The organism is Streptomyces sp. NPDC059909 (assembly GCF_042730885.1).
Taxonomy (GTDB): domain Bacteria; phylum Actinomycetota; class Actinomycetes; order Streptomycetales; family Streptomycetaceae; genus Streptomyces.
The window spans coordinates 1-20,041 of record NZ_JBHWKX010000080.1 but is presented as its reverse complement, the minus strand read 5'-3'; the positions used below and the strand labels follow the sequence as shown (position 1 = coordinate 20,041).

Below are 20,041 nucleotides of genomic sequence, written 5' to 3'. Positions count from 1 at the left end.
AGCGCCGCGGTCGGCATCTTCCGGTCAAAACCGCAGCTACGAGTCAGGCGATCCGCCTCCATGCCGGTCCGCCCGGCGTCGGGAGTAGCGCGCGGCGAGCACCAGTGCGGTCGGACCGCCTGTGGCCGCGAGGCGACGCACAAGGCCCAGCCGGCAGCGTTCTGTGGGATGCGGCAGACGGCTCAGCCGGCCGGTTGTCCTGACCGTAGGCGGAATGGAATCCCCCGGCTCAAGGACGCTTCGTGGCGGTGAAGAGGTACCGGTTCAGGCTGAAAAAATAGTCGTCGCCGAGTCCACGCAGGTCGTTCGACCAGGCGACGATCTCGTCATCGGTCAGTCCGTCGCGCCCGACGACGTACGAGGCGACGATGTCGATCAGACCAGCGCTGTACGTGTCGTGCCGGTAGCCGACGTTGAGCAGCGGTATGACAAGTGGTGAGGCCGCCTCGAAACCGGCCCGGCGCAATGCCCGGAGAAGGGTGCGGGGCAGGTGCGGATCGGCGAGATGCCGATCCCATGCGGCAAGCATCCGGGTCATCCGTGGCCGGTCGGTGCAGTGCCACACGAGGGAGTCCCAATCGGTGTCCAGCACGGCGACCCGCCCGCCCGGCACGAGCACCCGGTGGATCTCGGCGAGCGCGCCCGCCACGTCCGCGACGTATTCCAGGACCTGCGTCGACACCGCCACGTCGACGCTGCGTTCGGCGCACGGCAAGTGATCCGCCGCCGCGCGGCGCAGGTCCACCTTGCCCCCGCCCGGCACGACAGCCCGGGATCGAGCCAGCGTCAGCATGCTTTCACTCTTGTCGACACCGATGACGTGGCCGCGGGCGCCGACGACCGCGGCCGACTCGGCGGCCAGCAGACCCGGTCCGCACCCGATGTCGAGGACCCGTTCGCCGGGCCGCAGTGCGAGTGTGTCGAGGACGATGCGGCGCTGCGCGACGACATCCGGTGTGCGGTAGGTCCGTTCGAGGCTGCGTGCCGCTTCCGCGTCGAAGGTGAGCATGTCGGTCATGGTGTGTTCCTGGGGTGAGCGGTCTCGCCGGGCTCCGCGAGTTCGTCGAGGTAGTCCTGGGCGGAGTCGTAGGCAAACGTCAGAATCCGTGTGCCCGGACGGCAGGTCCGTGCACAGGCGAGTGCGGCGACCACGTTCGCCGCGGAGGACAGTCCGACCGCAAGGCCTTCGGCCCGCATCAGCGTCCGCATCATCGTCGCGGCCTCGTCCTCGGTGACGACGATCTCCTCGTCGATCAGCGCGACGTCGAGATTGGCGGGCACCAGTCCGACGGCCAGCCCTTGCAATCGGTGCGTGGTGAACCTGTTCTGTGTGAAGGAGCATCCTGGAGGCGCGACCGCCACGATCCGCAGATCCGGTCTGTGCCGGCGCAGCGTCCGGCCGATCCCGGTGAGATGCCCGCCGGTCCCGACCCCGGCGATCATCACGTCCGGCAGCTCACCGGGGAAGGCCTCCAACAGCTCCATGGCGGTGGTCCGGTCGTGCATGGCCGGGTTCGCGGGGTTGGCCTGCTGGTTGAGCAGGATCCAGTCCGGGTGCTCGAACTGCAGCTCCATCGCCTTCTCGCCGTGCGAGTTGCCGCCCAGACGGTGGTCGGACAGCGCGATCTCGGCACCGAACGCTCGAAGGAGCCGCTGCTTGGCCGGGCTGTAGTTGTCCGGGATGACGAGGACCAGGCGGTATCCCAGCAAGGCGGCGACCATCGCGAGCCCGGTGCCGGTGTTCCCGCCGGTGGGTTCGAGGATGGTCTGCCCGGAACCGCGAACGAGAAGCCCCTCGTGCTCGGCGGCCAGCACCATGTTGAGCGCGATCCGTACCTTGTGGCTTCCGCCCGGGTTCAGCATCTCCAGCTTCAGGTACACGGTCCGGTCCAGGCCGGCGGTCAGCCGCCGCAGTTCGAGCAGCGGCGTCCGGCCGATGAGATCCAGCACCGACGAGGCGATCAGGGGCGTGGCCGTGTCCATCAGCCCGCTCCGGCGTGTGACGCGGCGGAGCCGGCTCCACCGTGGCGCGTTCGCCGGACACCGGCGGCGCGGGGTACGGGGATCGACGTACTGGTGCCGTCGGGCACGGCCAGCCGGACATGCGCAGGGGGCTTGCCGGCCGTTCCGTCCAGCCCGAGCAGCAGATGCCGGCTGCCGCGGTCGAGAACCACCACCGGCGTGGCGTTCTGGTGGCGGTCGGACAGCCCCTCCACGCAGAGGCCGGGATGGGCCAGACCGCTGCCGCGCACCAGGAGGAGGCCTTCGCCGATCACTTCGATGGCGGTGATGCCGATGGTGGTTCCGCCCCGGATCTCCTGATGGTGGTTCAACACGCTGACCCGGGCGCCTGCCGGGATGTCGCACTGCACGAGGGCATGGCATCCGATGACGACATCGTCACCGATTCCGACCGGGCCGAGAATGCGCGCGAACGCACCGATCTCGACTCGCGAGCCGATGGCCGGGTGCCGCCGGCCTTGCGGATTGTCCGCGATTCGAGTCGATCCCAGGACGACGCCCTGCAGGACGTAGCAGTCGTCGCCCAGACTCGCTGTCTCGCCGATGACGGTCCCCATGCCGTGGTCGACGACGAATCGCCTGCCGATCACGGCCGCCGGGTGGATTTCGACCCCCGTCTCCACCTTGGCCTGCTCGGCAATGTCGCGCGCGAGCATCCGCAGCCGGCTGCCGTCGGCGTCCGGGCGCAGGGGCGCGCCGAGGATCGAATGTGCCAGCCGGTAGCTCAGCACTGCCCTGAAGCAGCGGTAGGAACCCACGACCTCACGCCATGAGCCGTGGGCTGCGGGATCCCGCTGCGTGAAGGCGAACAGGTCGCCTTCCACCAGGTCCACGAGCTCCGGCGAGCACGGTTTCCACGCCCGGAGCACCGAGCGGATCTGGCGGATCCTCGGACGCGCGACGTCCCGCAGCGCGGCGGCCAGCGCCGTGTGCCGCTCCCGCGCCTCCGCATTGCCCGTGGCGATCGGGTACGGAAGCCGGGTCGCGGCGGCCGCGCCCGGCGAACGGTTACGCCTCATCGAACATTCCTTCCAGCTCACGTTGGTAGGCCGCTTCCTCGTCCGGATCGCCGCAGACGATCACGTACAGGAACCCGCCTTTCCCGGATGCCGGCGAGACGGGCATCGTCATGAGCACGCCGCGTCGTCGATCACGGTCGAACAGGAGGCCGGCGTCGGCCACGGTCGCCAGGAAGTCCGTGGTGGAGATCGGCTTCCAGGTCGCGGGGGTGAGCCGCTGGCTGAGCATCGTCGTCTCGGCGGGCGACAGGCCCGCCATGATGTCGTACAGGTGAGTGGATGTCGTTGTCCGGGCGTTGACCTCGGTGAAGGCGATCCGCCCGTCCCCGGTGGCCACCGCGTCGGCGCAGAGCTGGCCCCGGTATCCGATGCCGTGGTAGGCACGGGCAAGGGTCTCGGCACCGGAGACCAGCTCCAGATGTTGTGACTCGGTCAGCGAGCGCGCCGGGAACGTCTCGAAGGCAAGCCTGCGGTCGATGAAGGACAGGCGGCCGACTCCCCCCAGCTCGACCCCTGTATCGGTCACGGCGTACTCGGCGTAGTAGCTGGCGGTGGCATCGAGCAGCTGCTCGACGACGACGGCGTACCTGCCGCCTGCGGATGCCCATTCCCACCGGTCGCTCCAGTACCGCGACACGGCGTCCTGCCGGCCGTCCAGCTCGTGCACGGTCCGGCCGCCGACGTCGTGGGGTGCGTGCCTGCCGGGCCGCAGGACCATCTCGTTGCCGGACCCGGCCCCGTGGTGCGCCATCTTCACCATCACGTCGTGGCCGGCGTCCAGCAGCCACTGGGTCGCCGCAGCCGCCCCGAGGTGGCTGCGGCACACCGACCCCGCCGCGATGCGCACCCCGCTACCTGCGGCCAGGGCTCGGAAGGTGGTCTTGCTGTTGGCCAGTTCACCGCCGCCCTGGGCGATGAAGTCGGCTCCCGGCAGGCAGTTGCGGATGCCGAGCTGCGAGACGAATTCGCTCAACTGGGCGGACGGGAACAGGCTGAACACCTCGGTGACGCCGGCGAGTTCCCGGGCGGTCGAGCCGAGGAACCGCCGGTCGAACAGCGCGAGGAAGTCGATCCGTCGCCGACCGTGCAGACCCTTGGGACACAGACGCACGTTCACCCGGGACATGTCGGTGCCTTTGACACTGCCGACGTGCTGGACGAAGGCCGGATCCGGCGTGTCGGAGACGAGGACGAGATCGCCTTCCTCCGCGAACCAGAACACGCGTTGCGCCCAGGCTCGGGGGTCCGGCCGGAGAAAGAGGGTGTCGTCGATGTCGTTCGCGATCAGGAGTTTCATCGCATGCCCATCGCCGGTGCTCGGTGCGTGAGGCCAAGGGGCACGCCGAGGGGTGCGCCGACCGAGGCGACGTCGCTCCTGGCGTGCAGTGCGGCGCGGCCGCGCTCGTCGTGGATCGCTCGTACCCGGGTCACGACCTCGGCCATGACGCGCCGGCACTCGGCTTCGTCCGCCGCGGCGACGGTCGCGTACCCGACCCCGGCGGACGAGGTCTCGGACATGTCCCGCATCGGCACGCCCAGGGGTACGAGGACGACGCCGTCGACGCCCGGGACGGCCCTGATGTCGGCCTCGTGCACGGTGTTCGGGAGCCCGGCCGCCGAGGGCAGGTGAACCCATCCGTGGACCTTGTCCGGCGACGCCGTGAGCTTTTCCACCTGGTCTCCGGTGAACAGCTGCGTGGCGGCGGCGAACAGGTCGAGGCCGATCGTCTTCTCGGCCACCGTCCACAACCCGCTGCCGCCGGGCCGGCAGGCGAGTTCGCCGGCGACGAACTCGCCAGGGTGGCCGAACGCCTCGAAATGGAAGACGCCGGTCTGCAGGCCGAGCGCCTTGAGCGCGCGCGTCGCGAACGCGGTCGCGGCGGCGTACGCGCCGGGATGCTTGGCGGGAGGCAGGCCCATCGACCGGGTCGGCTCGCCCCGCTTGGTGCACAGCAATGGCTCGCCGTATTGGGAGACCATCAACCTGCTGATCGATCCGTTTTGGACGATGCCGTCGAAGTGCCATTCCGGGCCGTCGATGAACTCCTCCACGAGAACCCGGCGCAGCTGAGGGTTGTGCCGGGCGACCCGCATGATGTCGTGGGTGGTCTCCGCGACGGTCACCGACTCCGCGCCGCCGCCGGCCGGGGGCTTGACGACGACGGGGAACTCGAGGCCGGCCGCGGCCAGCAGCGTTCGTACGGCGTCGACGGACTGTGCCGCCGCCTCCGGCAGTACCACGAACTTCGCCGTCGGAACGTCTGCCTTGCGCCACTTGGTCTTCTGCATGGCCTTGTCCCGGCAGGCGAGTGCGACAGCGGGGTCCAGGGCGATGGCGTCGAGCTGCTTGCCGAGGACGGCGGAACCGACGACGCCGTACTCGTTGGTCGTCAGCACGGCGTCCACCTTCGGTATCGGTCCGAGGTGGTGCAGAGCCGACCACAGCGCCTCCACATGGCGGTAGGAATCGACCGCGCAGGCGCGCGTCACGAGTGCCCTGAGCCCGGGGGTGCGGTACATCCGGTCCCCGTCCGCCGCCTCGTACAGCAGCGTGATCTCGTGGCCGCCTTGGTGGAGCCCGCGGATCGCCTTGGGATGTGCGCCGATGTGCAGTACGTGCATGGTCTTCCTCCGTCAAGAGTGGGTGATCGGGTGGTGGTGAATTCGTACGGCCGGACCGGCGGCGCCGGGTGCGCGCCGGGGGGTGCGGTCCGGAACGTCGAAGTACTCCTGGCACTCGCCGGTCCGGCGGAGGTCCCAGGTCGCGCAGTGCAGCGAGCCGCCGAACTCGTAGACGCCCCGGAACGGGACCGTGAGGACCTCGAAGCCAAGCCCGCGCAGCAGCTCGTGCAGGTTCCGCTCGCTCGCTTCGCAGACGACCACGTCCGGAGCGACGCTCAGCAGGTTCATCGAGAGCCATTTGGAGGACTGGCAGTATCGGGGCATCTCGTCGTTGCCGTACGCCGGCGCCGGCGCGTCGACGAGTCGCCAACCGTTGCGGACGAAGAACTCCCGCTCGTCGGCCTTGAGCGGCCGGTCCGGGTTGGTGAGCACCAGCCCTGGTCGCAGTGGGACGAACGTGCAGTCGATGTGGGAGGGAAAGAAATCGAGCGGGAAATGCAGGGCATGGACGCGGAGACCGCGAGGTTCGAGTTCTCTGCGCAGCCAGCGGATACCCGCCCGGTTGGTCGTCATGGATTCCTGGACGAAGATGTCGCGGCCCATCCTGGTGATGTCGGCCGCATCGAAGACCACTTCGTCCTGCGTGATGCAGAACTCGAAGTCGTGCATCCTCGCGTGCCGTTCGGCCAGGGTCAGCTCCCAGAATTCCCGGCGGTACATCATGTCGCTCATGGAGGGCTTCGGCGCGGCGGTCCACACCACGCGCTCGTCGGCGGTCCAGTAGTGGTAGACGAGGCTCCGGTACGGCAGGTACTCGAAGAACCTGGCCCTCCGCGACATCGTGGCCTCGATGATCTGGTTTCCCACCGTGATGAGGACGTCACGAGGGCAGACGGAGCAGTACTGGTTGGTTACCTCGAAGGACGGCGCCTTGACGGCTGCCGTGAAGTCACCGGTGTCGGGACGGCGAACCCTCACCCCGAGCGTGCGCAGGAGTTCGGCAAGGCCTTCGAGCTCCTCATTCGCGCGGGCTATCACATCGGGGGACTTCGGCCCGGTGGGGAAGCGCTGACCGTTTGGGGTCCCTCGGAGTTGGGGGCGGTACCCGGGTTCGGTCGGTTCGAAGCAGGCTCCGTCCGCGTGGCCGATGACGATCTCCTCGAGCGGGTCCCATTCGTTCCACGAATTGACGATCGGGCCGGCAGGCACACCTGGCCGGGTCACCCCCGACGCTTCGGTGTCGATGTCCGCCTGCTGCGGCGAAAAGATTTCCAAAGTCATGTCAGTCCTTCTCCGAGGCGACATAGGCCTCGATTTCAGATGGCTCCCTGGCGGGTTCCTCGGCGGGGGCCCGGTTCGGGGACGTGGATTCCCACCGGGCGAACTTCGGCAATGCAACGGCCAGCAACGCTGCCGCGAGAACGGATGTCGCGCCGCCGATGACGGCGGACAGGCCGGGTGAGGTGACCGCGCCGAGCGCGCCGGCGCGCATACTGCCGAGCTGTGGACCTCCGGCGCCCACGACGAATTCGACCGCGCTCACCCTGCTCCGGTAGTTGTCGTCCACCGTGCTCTGGACGATCGTCGTGAGGAAGACGACGCTGATGACGTCCGCCATGCCCGCTACCAGCAGGAGCGCGATCGCCAGTGCCGGAGCATGGACCAGCCCGAAGACCGCGATGCAGGTTCCCCATGCACCACCCGCGAGCAGCATGCCCCGGCCCTTATGTGCGACTCGGCCGGCCCGCCCGGAGAACAGCGATCCCAGGATGCCTCCGACGGCCGGCGCCGCCATCAGCATGCCGAGCGTCTCGGCATTGCCACCCAGATTCCGATCGTTGATCGCCGGAAGCAGCGCGGTCGGGGTCGCGAGCAGCGTCAAGCTGAGATCGGCGAGGAACGCACCCCGCAGGACGTCGTTCACGCGGATATAGCGCAGGGCGGCGACGATCGCCCTGGCACTGGGGCGGGCGATCACTGCCTGCGGCGGCATGGCCGGGAGTTTCGCGACGACGTAGATCGCAGCGATGAAACTGACAGCGTCCACGGCGTAACACACCTGCAGTCCCCAGAAACCGGCGACCGCACCGGCGAGGATCGGACCTGCGATCCCGGCGAAATGCACGATGAGCATGGTGAGGGCGGCGCCTGCCGGAATCTGGTCCTTGGGCAGCAGGTTCGCCATGAAGGTCCGTTTGGCCGGAACGCTGATGGCACCGAGGGTCGACTGGGCGATGCAGAGGACATACAGCAGCCAGAGCCGGTTCATCCCGGCGAAGGCCTGCACGGCGAAAGCCAGCGACACCGCCACCTGGCCGCAACCAGCGAAAAGAACGATCTTCCTGCGGTCGTAGGCGTCGCCGAGCGTGCCTCCGACGAGCGCCATGGAAAGCATGGGAATCGCGGTGCACAACCCGATGACGCCGACCGCCAGAGTGCTCTTCGTGAGCAGGTACACCTGGAGCGCCACGGCGAAAACGGTCATCTGTCCGCCAACACCGGAAACGGCTTGCCCGATCCAGAGCAGGCGGAATGCCGGCGACTGCCGCAGTGGCGTCACGTCGAGCATCAGCTTGCTGGTCATGGCGTCCTCGCTTGTGCATAGCGGTCGGTTGCGTCGAGCAGGCGCAATGCGTTCACGGCACCACGCCTGTGCGCCCTCATGGGCTCAATGGCGAAGGGTCACGGGCAGCGCTTCCAGATTGCGGAGCGTCGCGGAGCGCATGTATCTGGGCTCGCCTGCCAAGGTCAATGCCGACGGCCACTCGTGCAGGAAGTCGATGAGTTCATACAGCCACTCCGTTGCGAGTTGTGCGCCGGCACAGATGTGCGGACCCCATCCGAATCCCAGATGCTGGTTGGGCGAACGGTCGAGAATGAGCTCATCCGGGCGGTCGAAGTACTCCGGATCCCGATTGGCGGCGGCGAAAAGGGTCACGACGACCTCGCCCTGCTCGATCGTGGTGTCGCCGATCTTCGTTCGCTGAGTCGCCACGCGGCTCGTGCCCTGGGCCGGGCTGCAGAAGCGGATCAGCTCCGCCACCCCAGCAGCCATCAGGTTGCGATCGCGCAGCTGATCGAGCACGTGTGGATGCTGCAGCAGAGTCAGGACGACGGCTCCGGTCGAGGCATAGACCGTGCTGTAACTGGCGTTGAAAACCGCGCTCACCGTGTTCCGGACGTAGGCGTCCGGCATCGTCTTCGTGTGCGGGCTCTCCCGCAGGCTCGCGATCATTCCCGGAAGCCGGGTCGTCGCGAACCAGGCCTTCATCAACGCATGAAGTTCGAGCCCCACTTCCTCCCCGGGCCGGGCGTGGTCCGGCTCGAGCCCGCTGTCCATCCGCCGGGTCAGCCCTTCGAAGATCCTCACGTAGGTTTCCAGCGCCGGCGGTTCCACGCCGACGAGGTCACAGGTGATCTGCAGCGCCAGTGGGGCCGCGACCTCGCTCATGAGATCGAACTCGTCGCGATCGGCGAGCCGTTCGAAATGCCCCTCGAGATCGGGTCGGGTGCGCCGGCCGATGTCCCGCATGTCCGGTGCCCGCATGGCATTGAGGATCAGAGCACGCAACCTCGCCTGCTCCGGAGGGTCCTGGTACTGGATGTTCAGTCGCTCATCGGGAACGTCGGCGCCGACTCGGCGCCAGTCCCGAGCCCACACTGCATGGTTGCGCAACACGTCTCGGCAGTCGTGGTATCGAGTGAGCACCCAGGACTGCATCTGCTCGTGCCAGAACACCGGAGCATGGGCGCGCAACTCGGCATAGGTTGGATAAGGGTCGACGATCGTTGCCCAGTCCAGTGGGTTGTAGTTGATGGATGTCGTCATTGACTTTCGTTCCTCTTCGGTGTCGGCGGATCATGTGAAGAGTGAGGTTCGGGCCCGGCGTTCTCCCGGGCCCGACCTGCTCGAACTACAGGCAGTGGTCGTACCGCATGGCGACCCCTCCTTTCCCTGTGGGGAATGTCGGCCGCGGACTCGGCGGCCGGGGCGCAGCACGCCCCGGCCTAGAAGGCGGCTTGGTGGCAGCCGCGGGACGAGACCGCCGTGGTGTGTGCTGTCGGCGATGCGAAGGCCGTGGCCGGGACCAGCGCGACGTTGCCGACCAGGGCTACGGTGGCCGAGGCCAGCAACAGGCGATGCGTCCAGAAATGCCCATTCATCGGACCCTCCTCGATTTGTGCGGGGGGTTTTGTCATTTGCCCCGCGGAAGTGAGATGACAGCTCGGCCTCGTATGCGTTACGGGTAGGAGTTGTGGTGAGGCCGTGGCTTCAAATAAATCCGACAGGGAAACACGTGTCACGTCCCTGAAAAACGTGACTTGATGTTCTTATGTGATCTTGATATGGGGTCCATCTCCGGAATGAGGGATGAGGTCGGATATCGTGCTGGCGACCCCGCTCGGTCCTGCCTCCGGCAAGCGAATGCCGGTTTCGCCATGGAGGGTGCGGTTCTCGATGAAACCGGCGTGTTCCAGCAGGCAGCGGTACTCATCGACGATGTGGTCGCGACTCCCGAGCAGGACGAGCATGGCCAGAACGCGGATCGCGGTACCGGGCGCGTCGTCGTTCTGCATGGCGTTCGCACCCTGCATGGCCTTCTCGCCGGAAACGAACCGCGGAAGCGGCCGGCTGGGTAGACATGGCTGCGCAGCGTAAAAGCGATCTGCCTGGGAGTAACTCTTGTCGGGGTCAACACTCACTACTCGTCCGCATCGAATTGCGGGTGGCGCGGTGCGGCGGGGATACCCTGAGTCATCAATGGGTGGGGCCGCCTTCTCGGTGAGTCCACGTCTTCAATAGACCCGGGCAGCAAATGCGTGTCACGTTCCCGAATTACTTGACTTGACCACTCGCGGGTCTTGATAAAAGGCTGCAACCTGCTTCGGGCGAGACCGAACGCCACTGGTGCGGACGCAGTGGGTTTCCGGCTCGTGAGGACTCCACCTCTGGCGCACGCTGACTACGGCCGAGCCAGCCGGAACCAGCCCCCAGGAACTCGACTAGTCCGGCTGCCCCGGGTCCCACGCCCCGGTGACCGCCGGGCTCGTCCAGGCCGACGAGGACACCGTCCGTGACGTCATCCACCGCTTCAACGAGAACGGACTGGCCTGTGCCGGGCCCCTCAGTGGGCGAAGGAGTCCACTGACGAAGGCGAGACCCGGCCGCGGCCCGCTCCCTCGACCTGCGCTGGGCGGCCTCCCGGCTCGCCCTCCTCGAGGACATCGCCGAAACGGCCGCGCCCGCCGAGGGCCTCTGCAACATTGCGGGCGTCCTCGACGCGCTGCGCCACCCGGTCACCGTGTTCGGCGGCACCGAGATTACGGCCGAGGCGCTCGCCGAAGCCGACCGCCTGGGCGCCTTGGCCGAGACGGCACGCTTTCGGCTGCAGTTGGTTTCTGATCAGCCTGAGCCGCTCGCCGACACTGCGTTCGCGCACATTGACGCGCTGCGCGACGCGGTTGACCTCGCCGAACTCAAGGCCGGTGAGGCCGAGTTCGCGTGCTCCGGCGGCTCGTACGAAGCCGCGAGCCGACCGCCAGTGCCGGGCTGATCCAGTATTCCCAAGTGGGGACTGTGGCGGTCACGGCGTCGGGATACCGCCCGGGCGGCTGGGCCGTCCGAAGCGGACGGGCACGCCGGGGGAGTACAGGACGCTTACCGGGTCTCCGGTGGGCGCCGGGAGCCCTGCCGCGACGATGAGGTCCTCGTCGCATTCGAGCAGCTGGGCCCGGTGCAGCGGCCAGCGGGGATGGGTGTTCGGGAGGTACAGCTGCCGCCCGAAGAAGGCGTTGTGCATGCCCCAACGGGCGGTCAGGAAGTGCTCGAGTTCCGTGGGATCCGTGACGCTCTCACCGACCTTGACGGTGATCCGGCAGTGCGCTCCACGCGGCCCCGGCCACCGCCGCGTGCTCGTGTACGTGATCGTGTCGTCGTGGTGCGCAATGGCCATCCGGGACCACAGATAAGGCAGCCGGAAGGCGGTTCGCGCCACGGTCACGGGTATCAGGCGGGACGCGTCCAGCGAGCGGAAGACCACGCCGCGCCGGCCCTGGGCGTCCACCGAGTAGAGGCGCACATTGGTCTCGGGAAAGGTGCCGAGGTAGGGGATGCCAGGGAGGCGGAACCAGCCCACCCGGTGCATGCGGAAGGCGACGAGGCCGACGTAGCTGGCGTCGTCGAGGGTGTCGGGCATCGTACCGGCCGGCAGGAGCGGCGCCACGTCCGCAGGGTCGACGGCCCAGTGGAGAAAGGCCAGGTCGAGCCACGACTGCGTGAGCAGCGGACTCCCCGTGGAGCCGGGCGGTTCCGGGGCTATGGGCTCCGGGGCGATGTTCGTATGCGACACGACGCCAGCATCGCAGACCGCGACGTGCTCTTCGAGGGCCGTGAGGCGAGAAGCCGGTCGTACTGTTGTGTACATGTCAATCGCGTGTGCGCGCCATACATGCCGCACATCATGCGCGCGCTTACGACCGGCGCCGCCGCGGTCGCCGCCGCCAAGGCAGCCAGGTCGAGTGGCGCGGCGGGGTGGGTGGCGATGACGTGGACGACCGTGTTCGGCTCGGCAACGGCGATTCGTGCGCACAGCTTCAGAAGCCGGGTCACGTACAGCAGACCGGTGCCGTCGACGGTGATGTCCGCTGCCGTTACGGGGCCGCCGGTCATCGGGGCAGGGTCTGGGTGGTGCGCCACAGGCGGCGGGGCAGGTCGCCTTCCTCGAAGGCATGGACCTCGTTCAGGGTCCAGCCGTCGGCGAGGGCGTCGACCAGGTCGCGGGGGAAGAAGTGCACGGCGAACCCGCCGTGCTCGTAGATGTCGTCACCGTGCGCGGTGCCGTCGCCGTAGTGCGCGTCGCCGGTGTGGCGCACGGTGTGGACGAACACGCCGCCGGGCCGCAGGACGCGCCGGATCTCGCCGACCAGATCGTGGATCTCCTTGGTGGACAGGGCCATGCACAGCAACATATGCGCGAAGACCGCGTCGACGGAGGCGTCGGGCAGGGGTAGTGGCTCACGCACGTCGTGCACCGCCGTGGTCACCCGTTCAGCGACGCCATGCTCGCGCGCGACGTGCTGGAGCTGCTCCAGGCCGACGGGGCTGAAGTCGGTGGCCCGGACGGTGAAACCCTCGCGGGCGAAGTACAGGGCGTCGCGGCCGTGCCCCGCCCCCAGCTCCAGCACGTCCCTGGCGCCGGCCACACGGAAGACGCCGGCTGCGTGGACCGCAGCGGCGGAGGGCTGCTCGCCGTACATGCCGGGGTGGGCGCGGTAGGTGTTCTGCCAGTGCGCGCGCTGCGCGTCGGCCAGCTCCTGCCCGTCGTCTGCCACGGTGTCCGCCTCCCGGTTGAATCTGCAGGTCAGCGTAGTCGCCACCCCACCCCGGCCTAACGTCTCTTCAGCGTTCGCGTACACGCCGGACGCCGGCCCCGCCGACCCGGATCGAATTTCGTGGGATGGGCCAGGACCTTGTTTTCACCTGATTTCTCCCAGGAGGCCCCGTCCTTCAGGGCGGGGAGGAATGGGTCCTTGGCGCGGAGCCGCGAAGCGGCGGAGTTCCCTGCATATCCGTCGTGACCTGTGCTTTCGGCTGTTGTCAGTGGTGACGCTTAGCCTTGATCCACCGATCTGATGGCTGTGGATGACTCTTCGGGAAACAAGGTCCGAGCGAACCAGAAGGTTGCTCGCCCACGCCGCCAGCGTCGGCCGGCGCAGTGCGGTGATCCGGTTGGCCAGCGTCCGGTCCTTCGCCTTACGGGCTGCGGCCGCGTGCCGGCCGCGGGCGTCGATGAACTCTCCAGGCGGAAGCCCGTACAACTCCTGCGCGATGCTCTCCAGATCCACGGCCAACCCGGCACCTTCCATCCGATAGGGAGAGTTTGCACCTTGCCTACGGGTATTCCAGCGATGTGAGTCTTGCTTCTCCGCTGGAGTCCCGAGGTCTGCCCGGAGGGCTGGCGTTCGAGCCGAAGTTATGGGAAGGCTCACCGGACGTCTCCCCAATCGCCTTGACCGAGCCGGTGGACGAACCCCGATCACGCGCGCGGACGAATCACTTTCCTCGTCGTGCCGGTGGTGTTCACACTGCCCAGCCGAGACCCGGGGCCGTGCTGTGAAGAGCGCTGTTCGTGCTCGTCAGCACGGGGGAGAGGGTGCGCTCCGATGGGAAGCCGGCCGGTGCGGTTTCGGTCCGGCGCAGATGTCGGGATGGCGGCGGGCGTCGGGGTGCCAGTCAGCACGGCGAACAGGAGCCCCTCATCCGCCTCACCCTGCCCGCAACTCATAGAAGTAGAGCCCCCGGTCGCCGCCCGCGAAGATGCCGCGGCTGTCAGGGGTCCAGGCGCAGCGGCGCAGGCGACCGTCGGTGCGCATGGCGGCGACCGGGCGGCCGGTCCCAGACCGGCAGGGTCGTGCTATCGCCCACGGCGGCGGGTGGCGGTGGCCACGTTCCAGAGGCCCTCCGGCGACATCGGGGTGTGGGACGCGGATACCGGTGAGCCGGTGGCCGGGCTGACCGGTCACGCGGTGGCCACCCAGGCCCCCTCCGGGGCGAGCGCGAGAGCGCTGGCAGCTGCCGCGTCTTGCCGCTGCCCGGCTGGGGTGATGTGGGCAGTGGGGTGGAGTCGATCTGCATCAGCTCGCCCTGGGCCGCGCTCACTCCAACCTGTCACGCCGCAGGTCAACGGTCCCGCCTTTGTAAGATCTCATGAGACGGGACACCGGCCCTGTGAGAGTGGATGCCGGTCGTCGTCTCATTCGGTCCGGTCCGAAGTTACGCGCCTCGGTCGGCTTTCTGAGCTGCACGCTCCAGGCGGCTTCGATAGTTCTCCCACCACGCCGAGTCGCCCGGCGCCATGCTGTCGTTGCCCTTGTTCATCCCCACGGCGCCGTCGATGAGTTCCCGGACGATGTCGGCGTGCCCGGCGTGCCGGTGCGTATCAGCAATCACGCGCACTACGGCATGGTGCAACGTCACCTCGTCCCTACCGCTCGGCCACCACGGCACCCTGCCGATCGTGTCCAGCGCCAGCGCGTCGAGCGTCGCGTCCGCGTGCGCCCACGCCCGGCGGTAAAGCTCCACGATGTACTCGCGTGACTCGTCGGCGGTGACCCACATGTCCGCGTTGGGCTCAGCACCGTCTTCGAGCCAGGGCAGCGGCTCGCCGGACGGCCGTCCGAAGGTGTCACCGAGGTAGCCCAACTCCACGCTGGCCACGTGTTTCACCAGGCCCAGGAGGTTGGTGCCGGTCTGTGTCAGCGGGCGGCGGGTGTCGTACTCCGAGAGCCCTTCGAGCTTCCACAGCAGGGCATCGCGGGCGGACTGCAGGTAAAAGTGAAGGTCAGCCTTGGGATCCGATTCGGGCATGGGGCCAGTCTGCCGCTCGCGCGATCTTTGTCCACCGCTTTTGTCCACCGCTCGCGGCGAACCAGGTCATCTGACGCGACGAGCGAATCGGACCGGGTCACTTGAGACAGGGCCAGATCGACAGAGACGGGACAGCGTCGGTCCGGACAGCGAGAGCGATGCGACGACCCGATGTGCCGAAGTTCCCTCCCGGATGCCCGTCATGTTTGCGGTCCCGTCTCATCGAACCCTGAGCACGTGGCTTGAAACCAGTTGACTGCCGACTCCGCGCCAGGCTCGGACCGCCCATTTCGATGAGCGATCCATGCGGAATCCAAGGGGAATCGACGCGCGATTGGGATAGGGTCGGCATGGGAGGTGAGCCGTGCCCAAGGACGAAGAGGCGCTGTTCAATGCCGTTGACGCACTGCTGGAACAGGTCGCTCAGGATCCCTTGCCGCCGCCTGCGGAGCGCAAGCGGCTGCGCGAGGCGGCCGGACTGAGCCAGGACCAGGTCGCGAAGGCGCTGCAGAGCCGGCGTGAGTCGGTCGGGAACTGGGAGGCCGGGCGCAGCGAGCCCCGCCCCCCGAAGCGTGCCGCTTACGCTCGGCTTCTGGAAGGACTCGCTGAGCGCTTCCCCGCGACCACCACTGCGCCCGACGGGATCACGGCCTCGGAATCTGCCGCGCCCGCACCGGTACCGCAGGCCTTCGCCGGACCCGCCGCCACCGTCAGGGCCGCTGCCACATCGGCGCCCCCGTCTGTATCGACGCCCGCCGGTACTTCGAGCACTGCCAAGTCGACGTCGACATCGCGCCGTCCGGATGCGAAGAAGGCGACGTCGAAGCCATCGCCGGCCGCGGCCGCCATCGACCCGCGCTTCACCAACGGGCCGCTCGCCGTCCTGGACGTCGTCGACGGGCAGGTGTCCGCGTACTGCATCGGCGGCCTGGTCCTGGACGTCACCGCCAAGTCTCTCCCTGCTCTGATCGAGTGGACCCTCAACGAGGCCCAGCTCGGTGCGCCCCGGCTGAACCGCCACGGCAAGGACGCCGACCCCGTCCTGGTCCTCACCGACGCCGCCGCCGAACGCTACGGTCTCCCGGCGCGCCTGAGCGATGAAGAGCGCCGGGCCGGGCGGCTGGCGGAGGGACACAAGGTCCTCAAGCAGCTGACGAAGGCGAACTGGCAGCTCACCCGGCGCGGGTTCGGCCCATGGGCCCGCATCTACCGTCCGGCACAGGGCTCGCAACGCTCCTGCGTCCAGCTGTGCATCCTCGGCTGGGACGCGCTCGATGCCCGTTCCTGGGGCGACGCCGCACAACTGCCCCCGGCGGAACTCGCCCGCCTGCTGGGCACCTACGCGACCCGCGTGATGACCCCGCGCGGCTCCACCGCCGTCAACGGCCTGGAGCTCATGACCGCCCTGCACCCGCCCACCCGCGCCGGCGAGCCGGACGAGAACGGCAAGCGGCACAGCGAGCACAACCCCGGCTCGCTGGGCACCCAGCCGGTGGCGTGCGCGCCGTGCGAGGCGCCGGACGGACACCCGCTGCTCGCCGATTTGCCGCGCTTCCACCAGCGCACCCCGGACGAGGTCCTGGTGGAGGAGGCGTACGACTGGGCGCGCCCGCTCACCGACGCCGAGTGCGCCAAGCGCTTCGTGGTCGGCATCGACGTCAACATGGCCTTCGCCGCGGCCGCGAACGGCACCAACGTCGGCCTGGGGGCGCCGGTACACGTGAGGAATCCCGTCTTCGACAAGACGACGCCCGGCTCGTGGCTGGTCGACCTGTCCCACATCGAGCTGGACGAGCGCCTGCCCAGCCCGTTCACGCCGACCGGTAACCGTCCCGAGGGCCCGGCCTGGTACGCGACGCCGACCGTCGCGTACGCGGTGGAGCTCGGCCATCAGGTGACGCCGATCGAGGCGTACGTCCGGCCGGAGAACGGCCGTTACCTGGACGGCTGGTACAACCGGCTGCGCGACGCGTACATCGCGACGATGGCGGACCTGGGCGTCACCGCCGACATGTCGCCGGAGGAGTTCCTGACGACGATGGCCGGCCACAAGCAGGCCGACCCGGAGATGGCGATCGTTCTCGCGGCGATCAAGGCGACCGTGAAGGGCGGCATCGGCAAGCTGCGCGAGCGACCCCGCGGCGGCGGCTGGCGTCCCGGCCGGCCGTGGCCGGCCCTTGCCCGGCCGACGTGGCGCCCGGACATCCGCGCGGCCGTCATCTCCAAGGCCAGGGTCAACATGCACCGCAAGATGCTCAAGCTCGCCGCGGCCGCCGACATCTATCCGGTAGCGATCCTGTCCGACTGCGCCGTGTACGCCTCCGAGGGACCGAGCCCGCTGGACTTCCTGCCCTACAACGACGGCAAGCCACTGCCCGGCGGCTTCCGCCTCGGCGTCTCGCCCGGGATGGTCAAGCACGAGGGCACCCAGACCACCCTCTGGGCCGAAGGCATCCGCGAGGAACACGGCCAGGACCTCAACTTGGCCCGGTACATCAAGGACGGCAACGTGACCGCTGCGGACAACGGGGAGTAGACGGCGATGGGCATGCTCGGCGACAGCCTGGACAAGGCGGTGCAGGGCGCGTTCACGCGCCCGATCCCGAAGTCCGCGCCCGCGCAGATGCGCTACCTGGTCAAGCAGTTCAAGGGCACCAGGGCGGTCGCCGACCTGCTCGGCATCGACATCCGCACGGTGGAGCGGTATGTCAAGAACGAGATCAAGCACCCCCGCAAGGAACTCGCCGCCCGCCTGGAAGGCGAGGTCAAGAAGCGATGGCAGCCGCAGATCCGCGCCAAGGCGAAGAAGGCCGCCGCCACGACCGATGGCATCATGGTCGACACCCGCGCGCGTTTCGGCTACACCGCCGCGCCGGGCACCACCGACGACGCCCGTCTGCGCCACCTCACCCAGGCCCTGCCCCCGCAGTACGCGGCCCGGCTCTTCGAAGCCCAGGAGCAGGGAGCCACCGAGCAGCGGCTGCGCGACATCGCCGCCGAAGGGCTCCAGGAGATCTACTTCAAGGACCGCGGGCGCCGCGCCGCCGGGCTGCTGGTGGAGTTCACCGACGTCGACTACATCGACTTCGAACTCTGAGTCCCTATTTCCGATCCTTTTGCTCTTCCCAGCCATCTCGTCGACCACTCTCCGCCTCGGCCGGCGTGGTCGCGGACTGGCACGTGGACGACGTCGACACGGAGATCGCGCCGCTGTTGAAGCTCGGCGCGAAGGGGCACGAGCCGCTGCGGAACGCACTGTCCGGAGGTATTGAGCGAGCGCGGCCGAACGGCTCCGGCAGGTGATGACGCCCATGCGAGAAGCCCGGCCACCGCGAGTCCGCGGCGGCCGGGCACCCCACTCGCGCCGTCAGCCCTGACGGGCCTTGAAGCGCGGCTCCTTCTTGTTGAGGACGAACGTCGTCCCCCTGCGCCGCACGACCTGGGCACCAGGCCTGGCCTTCAGTGCGCGCAAGGACTTGCGTACCTTCATTGCTCTTCCTTCCCTCGCCCGCCGGGGGTGTGCCCCCGGCGGGCGCGAACCGCCAATGCCGGTCGACCGCTCCTGCTCAGCCCTTGGTCGCGCCCGCCCGGCCGTAGCGGTGCTCGAAGCGCTCGACACGGCCGGCGGTGTCCACCAGGCGGGAGGTCCCCGTGTAGAAGGGGTGGCTCGCCGAGGAGATCTCGACGTCGATCAGCGGGTAGGTGCTTCCGTCCCTCCAGTCGATCGTCTTGTCGGACCGAGCGGTCGAGCGCGTCAGGAACGCGACGTCCGCGGCACGGTCACGGAAGACGACGGGGCGGGAGACGGGGTGGATGCGAGGCTTCACGGGTGGGTGTCCTTCCTTGATGCCTTGAGGTCTTCCCGGCCTTGAGGCCTGGATCGGTCCGGCGGGCAACGAGTGCGGAGCGCAGATCCTTAGCGCTCTTCCCGGAACAGCACGTGCTCGCCCGCCACCGGGTCGTACTTGCGCAGGACGAGCCGGTCGGGGTCGTTCAGCCGGTTTTTGCGGGTCACGTAGGTGTGGCCGGTCCCTGCCATCGACCGGAGCGTCACGACAGGGCGCGTGTCGTTACGTGCCATCACTTTCCCCTTTCACTGGAGAACCGGGCGGATCAGCCGGGCGGTCCGACCCGCCTCCACGAGAGACGACAGGTGTAACCGGGCTATTGCTCATTACATTCCCGGGGGTGCGCGAAGCCCATGGGCCAGGTGATCGGCTACGGGACCGCTGTCACGCTGACAGATCGTGATCATTGGAGGTGTCACGCGATGCGATGCGTTCTGTCACGCTGGTGTGACGCCGGGTGGATCAGGTGCAACACGCACCCGGGAATATGGGGTGCGAATGTCTGTTTGTCGTGCTCGGAAGGTGCCCGTAGGACGCTCTGAGAGCCGTATCCGCGTGACAGCGTGATAGCGGTGTCGCACCGGCCCGTCCGGCGATCACGCAGCGTTGTCCTGTGCCACGTGTGCCATTGAAGCTTATGCGGGCCTCGTCGCGCGCTCTTCGTCCTGCGTGCCCTGTCGGTGTCAATGGTCGAGCGGTCAGTCCAGGTCCTGGGCGTAACGGCTATCGCTCAGCGAGTTCGCCGCGCGCTGCAGGCGGGACCGCTTGGCGCGAAGGCCGCCGTCAGATCAAGCAGAATTCGTTTCCTTCCGGGTCGGCCATCACCACGTGATCCGGCTTGCCCTGCAATTCGTCCTCGCAGGCCACGGTCGCACCCGCAGCAGTCAACCGCTCCACGGCCTCGACCACGCGTGGCCGGCGCACCTCCCAAGCTGTGTCACGACCGCCACCCACCTGTAGGTCCATGTGCAGCCGATTCTTCACCACCTTCGGCTCCGGCACCTGCAGGAAGGAGATGCCGGGGCCCACCCCGTCCGGATCAGAGAGGTACGCGCCCTCATCCCACTTAGAGCTCGCGCATATAGGCGGTTTGAGGAGCCCAGGCAGCAAGGCGGGCACAGGTCTCGGTGATCATGGAGTTGCGACGCTCTGTGACCACTGGG

The 20,041-nt window shown here is 68.3% G+C and carries 22 protein-coding genes and 1 pseudogene; 4 read left to right on the top strand and 19 right to left on the bottom strand.

Annotated elements, in window-relative coordinates; translation table 11 throughout:
• Window positions 1-229: 229 nt before the first annotated feature.
• The 11 genes from ACFV9O_RS33805 to ACFV9O_RS33755 all read right to left on the bottom strand — a co-directional run bounded on the left by ACFV9O_RS33805 (window position 230) and on the right by ACFV9O_RS33755 (window position 10,957).
• Complete coding sequence (locus tag ACFV9O_RS33805) at window positions 230-1,018, bottom strand: methyltransferase domain-containing protein (protein ID WP_385424902.1); 789 nt, start codon at window positions 1,016-1,018, stop codon at window positions 230-232.
• Complete coding sequence (locus ACFV9O_RS33800) at window positions 1,015-1,983, bottom strand: PLP-dependent cysteine synthase family protein (protein WP_385424899.1); 969 nt, start codon at window positions 1,981-1,983, stop codon at window positions 1,015-1,017. The genes ACFV9O_RS33805 and ACFV9O_RS33800 overlap by 4 nt, the downstream gene beginning before the upstream one ends.
• A complete protein-coding gene (locus ACFV9O_RS33795) occupies window positions 1,983-3,041 on the bottom strand; it encodes a serine O-acetyltransferase (protein ID WP_385424897.1) in 1,059 nt (352 codons plus the stop codon). The genes ACFV9O_RS33800 and ACFV9O_RS33795 overlap by 1 nt, the downstream gene beginning before the upstream one ends.
• Window positions 3,031-4,338 (bottom strand): peptide ligase PGM1-related protein, encoded by a 1,308-nt coding sequence (locus ACFV9O_RS33790; protein ID WP_385424894.1) that lies wholly within the window; start codon window positions 4,336-4,338, stop codon window positions 3,031-3,033. The genes ACFV9O_RS33795 and ACFV9O_RS33790 overlap by 11 nt, the downstream gene beginning before the upstream one ends.
• Complete coding sequence (locus ACFV9O_RS33785; protein ID WP_385424892.1) at window positions 4,335-5,663, bottom strand: acetyl-CoA carboxylase biotin carboxylase subunit family protein; 1,329 nt, start codon at window positions 5,661-5,663, stop codon at window positions 4,335-4,337. The genes ACFV9O_RS33790 and ACFV9O_RS33785 overlap by 4 nt, the downstream gene beginning before the upstream one ends.
• Window positions 5,664-5,675: 12 nt before the next feature.
• The gene (locus tag ACFV9O_RS33780; protein ID WP_385424890.1) at window positions 5,676-6,944 is read right to left on the bottom strand and encodes a glycine amidinotransferase; all 1,269 of its coding nucleotides are present in this window, start codon (window positions 6,942-6,944) and stop codon (window positions 5,676-5,678) included.
• A 1-nt stretch (window position 6,945) separates the two neighbouring features.
• Complete coding sequence (locus ACFV9O_RS33775) at window positions 6,946-8,247, bottom strand: MFS transporter (protein WP_385424887.1); 1,302 nt, start codon at window positions 8,245-8,247, stop codon at window positions 6,946-6,948.
• Between the two features lie 84 nt (window positions 8,248-8,331).
• A complete protein-coding gene (locus ACFV9O_RS33770; protein ID WP_385424884.1) occupies window positions 8,332-9,492 on the bottom strand; it encodes a cytochrome P450 in 1,161 nt (386 codons plus the stop codon).
• A gap of 179 nt (window positions 9,493-9,671) precedes the next feature.
• Window positions 9,672-9,827 carry a hypothetical protein gene (locus ACFV9O_RS33765; protein ID WP_385424881.1) on the bottom strand — a complete coding sequence of 52 codons (156 nt, stop codon included), beginning with the start codon at window positions 9,825-9,827 and terminating at the stop codon, window positions 9,672-9,674.
• Window positions 9,828-9,995: 168 nt separating this feature from the next.
• Window positions 9,996-10,241 carry a hypothetical protein gene (locus tag ACFV9O_RS33760; RefSeq protein ID WP_385424878.1) on the bottom strand — a complete coding sequence of 82 codons (246 nt, stop codon included), beginning with the start codon at window positions 10,239-10,241 and terminating at the stop codon, window positions 9,996-9,998.
• A gap of 548 nt (window positions 10,242-10,789) precedes the next feature.
• Window positions 10,790-10,957 carry a hypothetical protein gene (locus ACFV9O_RS33755; protein WP_385424921.1) on the bottom strand — a complete coding sequence of 56 codons (168 nt, stop codon included), beginning with the start codon at window positions 10,955-10,957 and terminating at the stop codon, window positions 10,790-10,792.
• A gap of 9 nt (window positions 10,958-10,966) precedes the next feature.
• Between ACFV9O_RS33755 and ACFV9O_RS33750 the strand changes: the two genes are divergently transcribed.
• Window positions 10,967-11,218 (top strand): hypothetical protein, encoded by a 252-nt coding sequence (locus ACFV9O_RS33750; RefSeq protein WP_385424919.1) that lies wholly within the window; start codon window positions 10,967-10,969, stop codon window positions 11,216-11,218.
• Window positions 11,219-11,248: 30 nt separating this feature from the next.
• On the opposite strand, the gene ACFV9O_RS33745 is transcribed toward ACFV9O_RS33750, so the two are convergent.
• The 4 genes from ACFV9O_RS33745 to ACFV9O_RS33730 form a co-directional block, all read right to left on the bottom strand.
• Entirely contained in the window at window positions 11,249-12,013 is a 765-nt protein-coding gene (locus ACFV9O_RS33745; RefSeq protein WP_385424875.1) for a YqjF family protein, read from the bottom strand.
• Window positions 11,980-12,333, bottom strand: a complete 354-nt coding sequence (locus ACFV9O_RS33740; RefSeq protein WP_385424872.1) for a hypothetical protein — start codon at window positions 12,331-12,333, stop codon at window positions 11,980-11,982. The genes ACFV9O_RS33745 and ACFV9O_RS33740 overlap by 34 nt, the downstream gene beginning before the upstream one ends.
• Window positions 12,330-12,995: a class I SAM-dependent methyltransferase gene (locus ACFV9O_RS33735; protein ID WP_385424869.1), complete on the bottom strand. Its 666-nt coding sequence runs from the start codon at window positions 12,993-12,995 to the stop codon at window positions 12,330-12,332. Before ACFV9O_RS33735 ends, ACFV9O_RS33740 begins: the two co-directional genes overlap by 4 nt.
• 1,441 nt (window positions 12,996-14,436) lie before the next feature.
• On the bottom strand, window positions 14,437-15,030 hold the full coding sequence (locus ACFV9O_RS33730; RefSeq protein WP_385424866.1) for a DinB family protein: 594 nt from the start codon (window positions 15,028-15,030) through the stop codon (window positions 14,437-14,439).
• A gap of 364 nt (window positions 15,031-15,394) precedes the next feature.
• Between ACFV9O_RS33730 and tap the strand changes: the two genes are divergently transcribed.
• From tap to ACFV9O_RS33715, 3 genes are all read left to right on the top strand, one after another.
• Complete coding sequence (gene tap, locus ACFV9O_RS33725) at window positions 15,395-17,566, top strand: telomere-associated protein Tap (RefSeq protein ID WP_385424863.1); 2,172 nt, start codon at window positions 15,395-15,397, stop codon at window positions 17,564-17,566.
• A 6-nt stretch (window positions 17,567-17,572) separates the two neighbouring features.
• Entirely contained in the window at window positions 17,573-18,127 is a 555-nt protein-coding gene (gene tpg / locus ACFV9O_RS33720; protein WP_385424860.1) for a telomere-protecting terminal protein Tpg, read from the top strand.
• 83 nt (window positions 18,128-18,210) lie between these two features.
• The gene (locus ACFV9O_RS33715; protein ID WP_385424858.1) at window positions 18,211-18,333 is read left to right on the top strand and encodes a hypothetical protein; all 123 of its coding nucleotides are present in this window, start codon (window positions 18,211-18,213) and stop codon (window positions 18,331-18,333) included.
• A 64-nt stretch (window positions 18,334-18,397) separates the two neighbouring features.
• Here the strand turns inward: ACFV9O_RS33715 and ykgO are convergent, their stop codons facing one another.
• From ykgO to ACFV9O_RS33695, 4 genes and pseudogenes are all read right to left on the bottom strand, one after another.
• A complete protein-coding gene (ykgO, locus tag ACFV9O_RS33710) occupies window positions 18,398-18,520 on the bottom strand; it encodes a type B 50S ribosomal protein L36 (protein WP_336554702.1) in 123 nt (40 codons plus the stop codon).
• Between the two features lie 76 nt (window positions 18,521-18,596).
• The gene (locus tag ACFV9O_RS33705; RefSeq protein WP_385424853.1) at window positions 18,597-18,857 is read right to left on the bottom strand and encodes a type B 50S ribosomal protein L31; all 261 of its coding nucleotides are present in this window, start codon (window positions 18,855-18,857) and stop codon (window positions 18,597-18,599) included.
• An 89-nt stretch (window positions 18,858-18,946) separates the two neighbouring features.
• Complete coding sequence (gene rpmG / locus ACFV9O_RS33700; RefSeq protein WP_385424850.1) at window positions 18,947-19,111, bottom strand: 50S ribosomal protein L33; 165 nt, start codon at window positions 19,109-19,111, stop codon at window positions 18,947-18,949.
• A gap of 550 nt (window positions 19,112-19,661) precedes the next feature.
• A pseudogene (locus tag ACFV9O_RS33695) lies at window positions 19,662-19,946 on the bottom strand (VOC family protein); the annotation flags it as partial.
• Window positions 19,947-20,041: the final 95 nt, after the last annotated feature.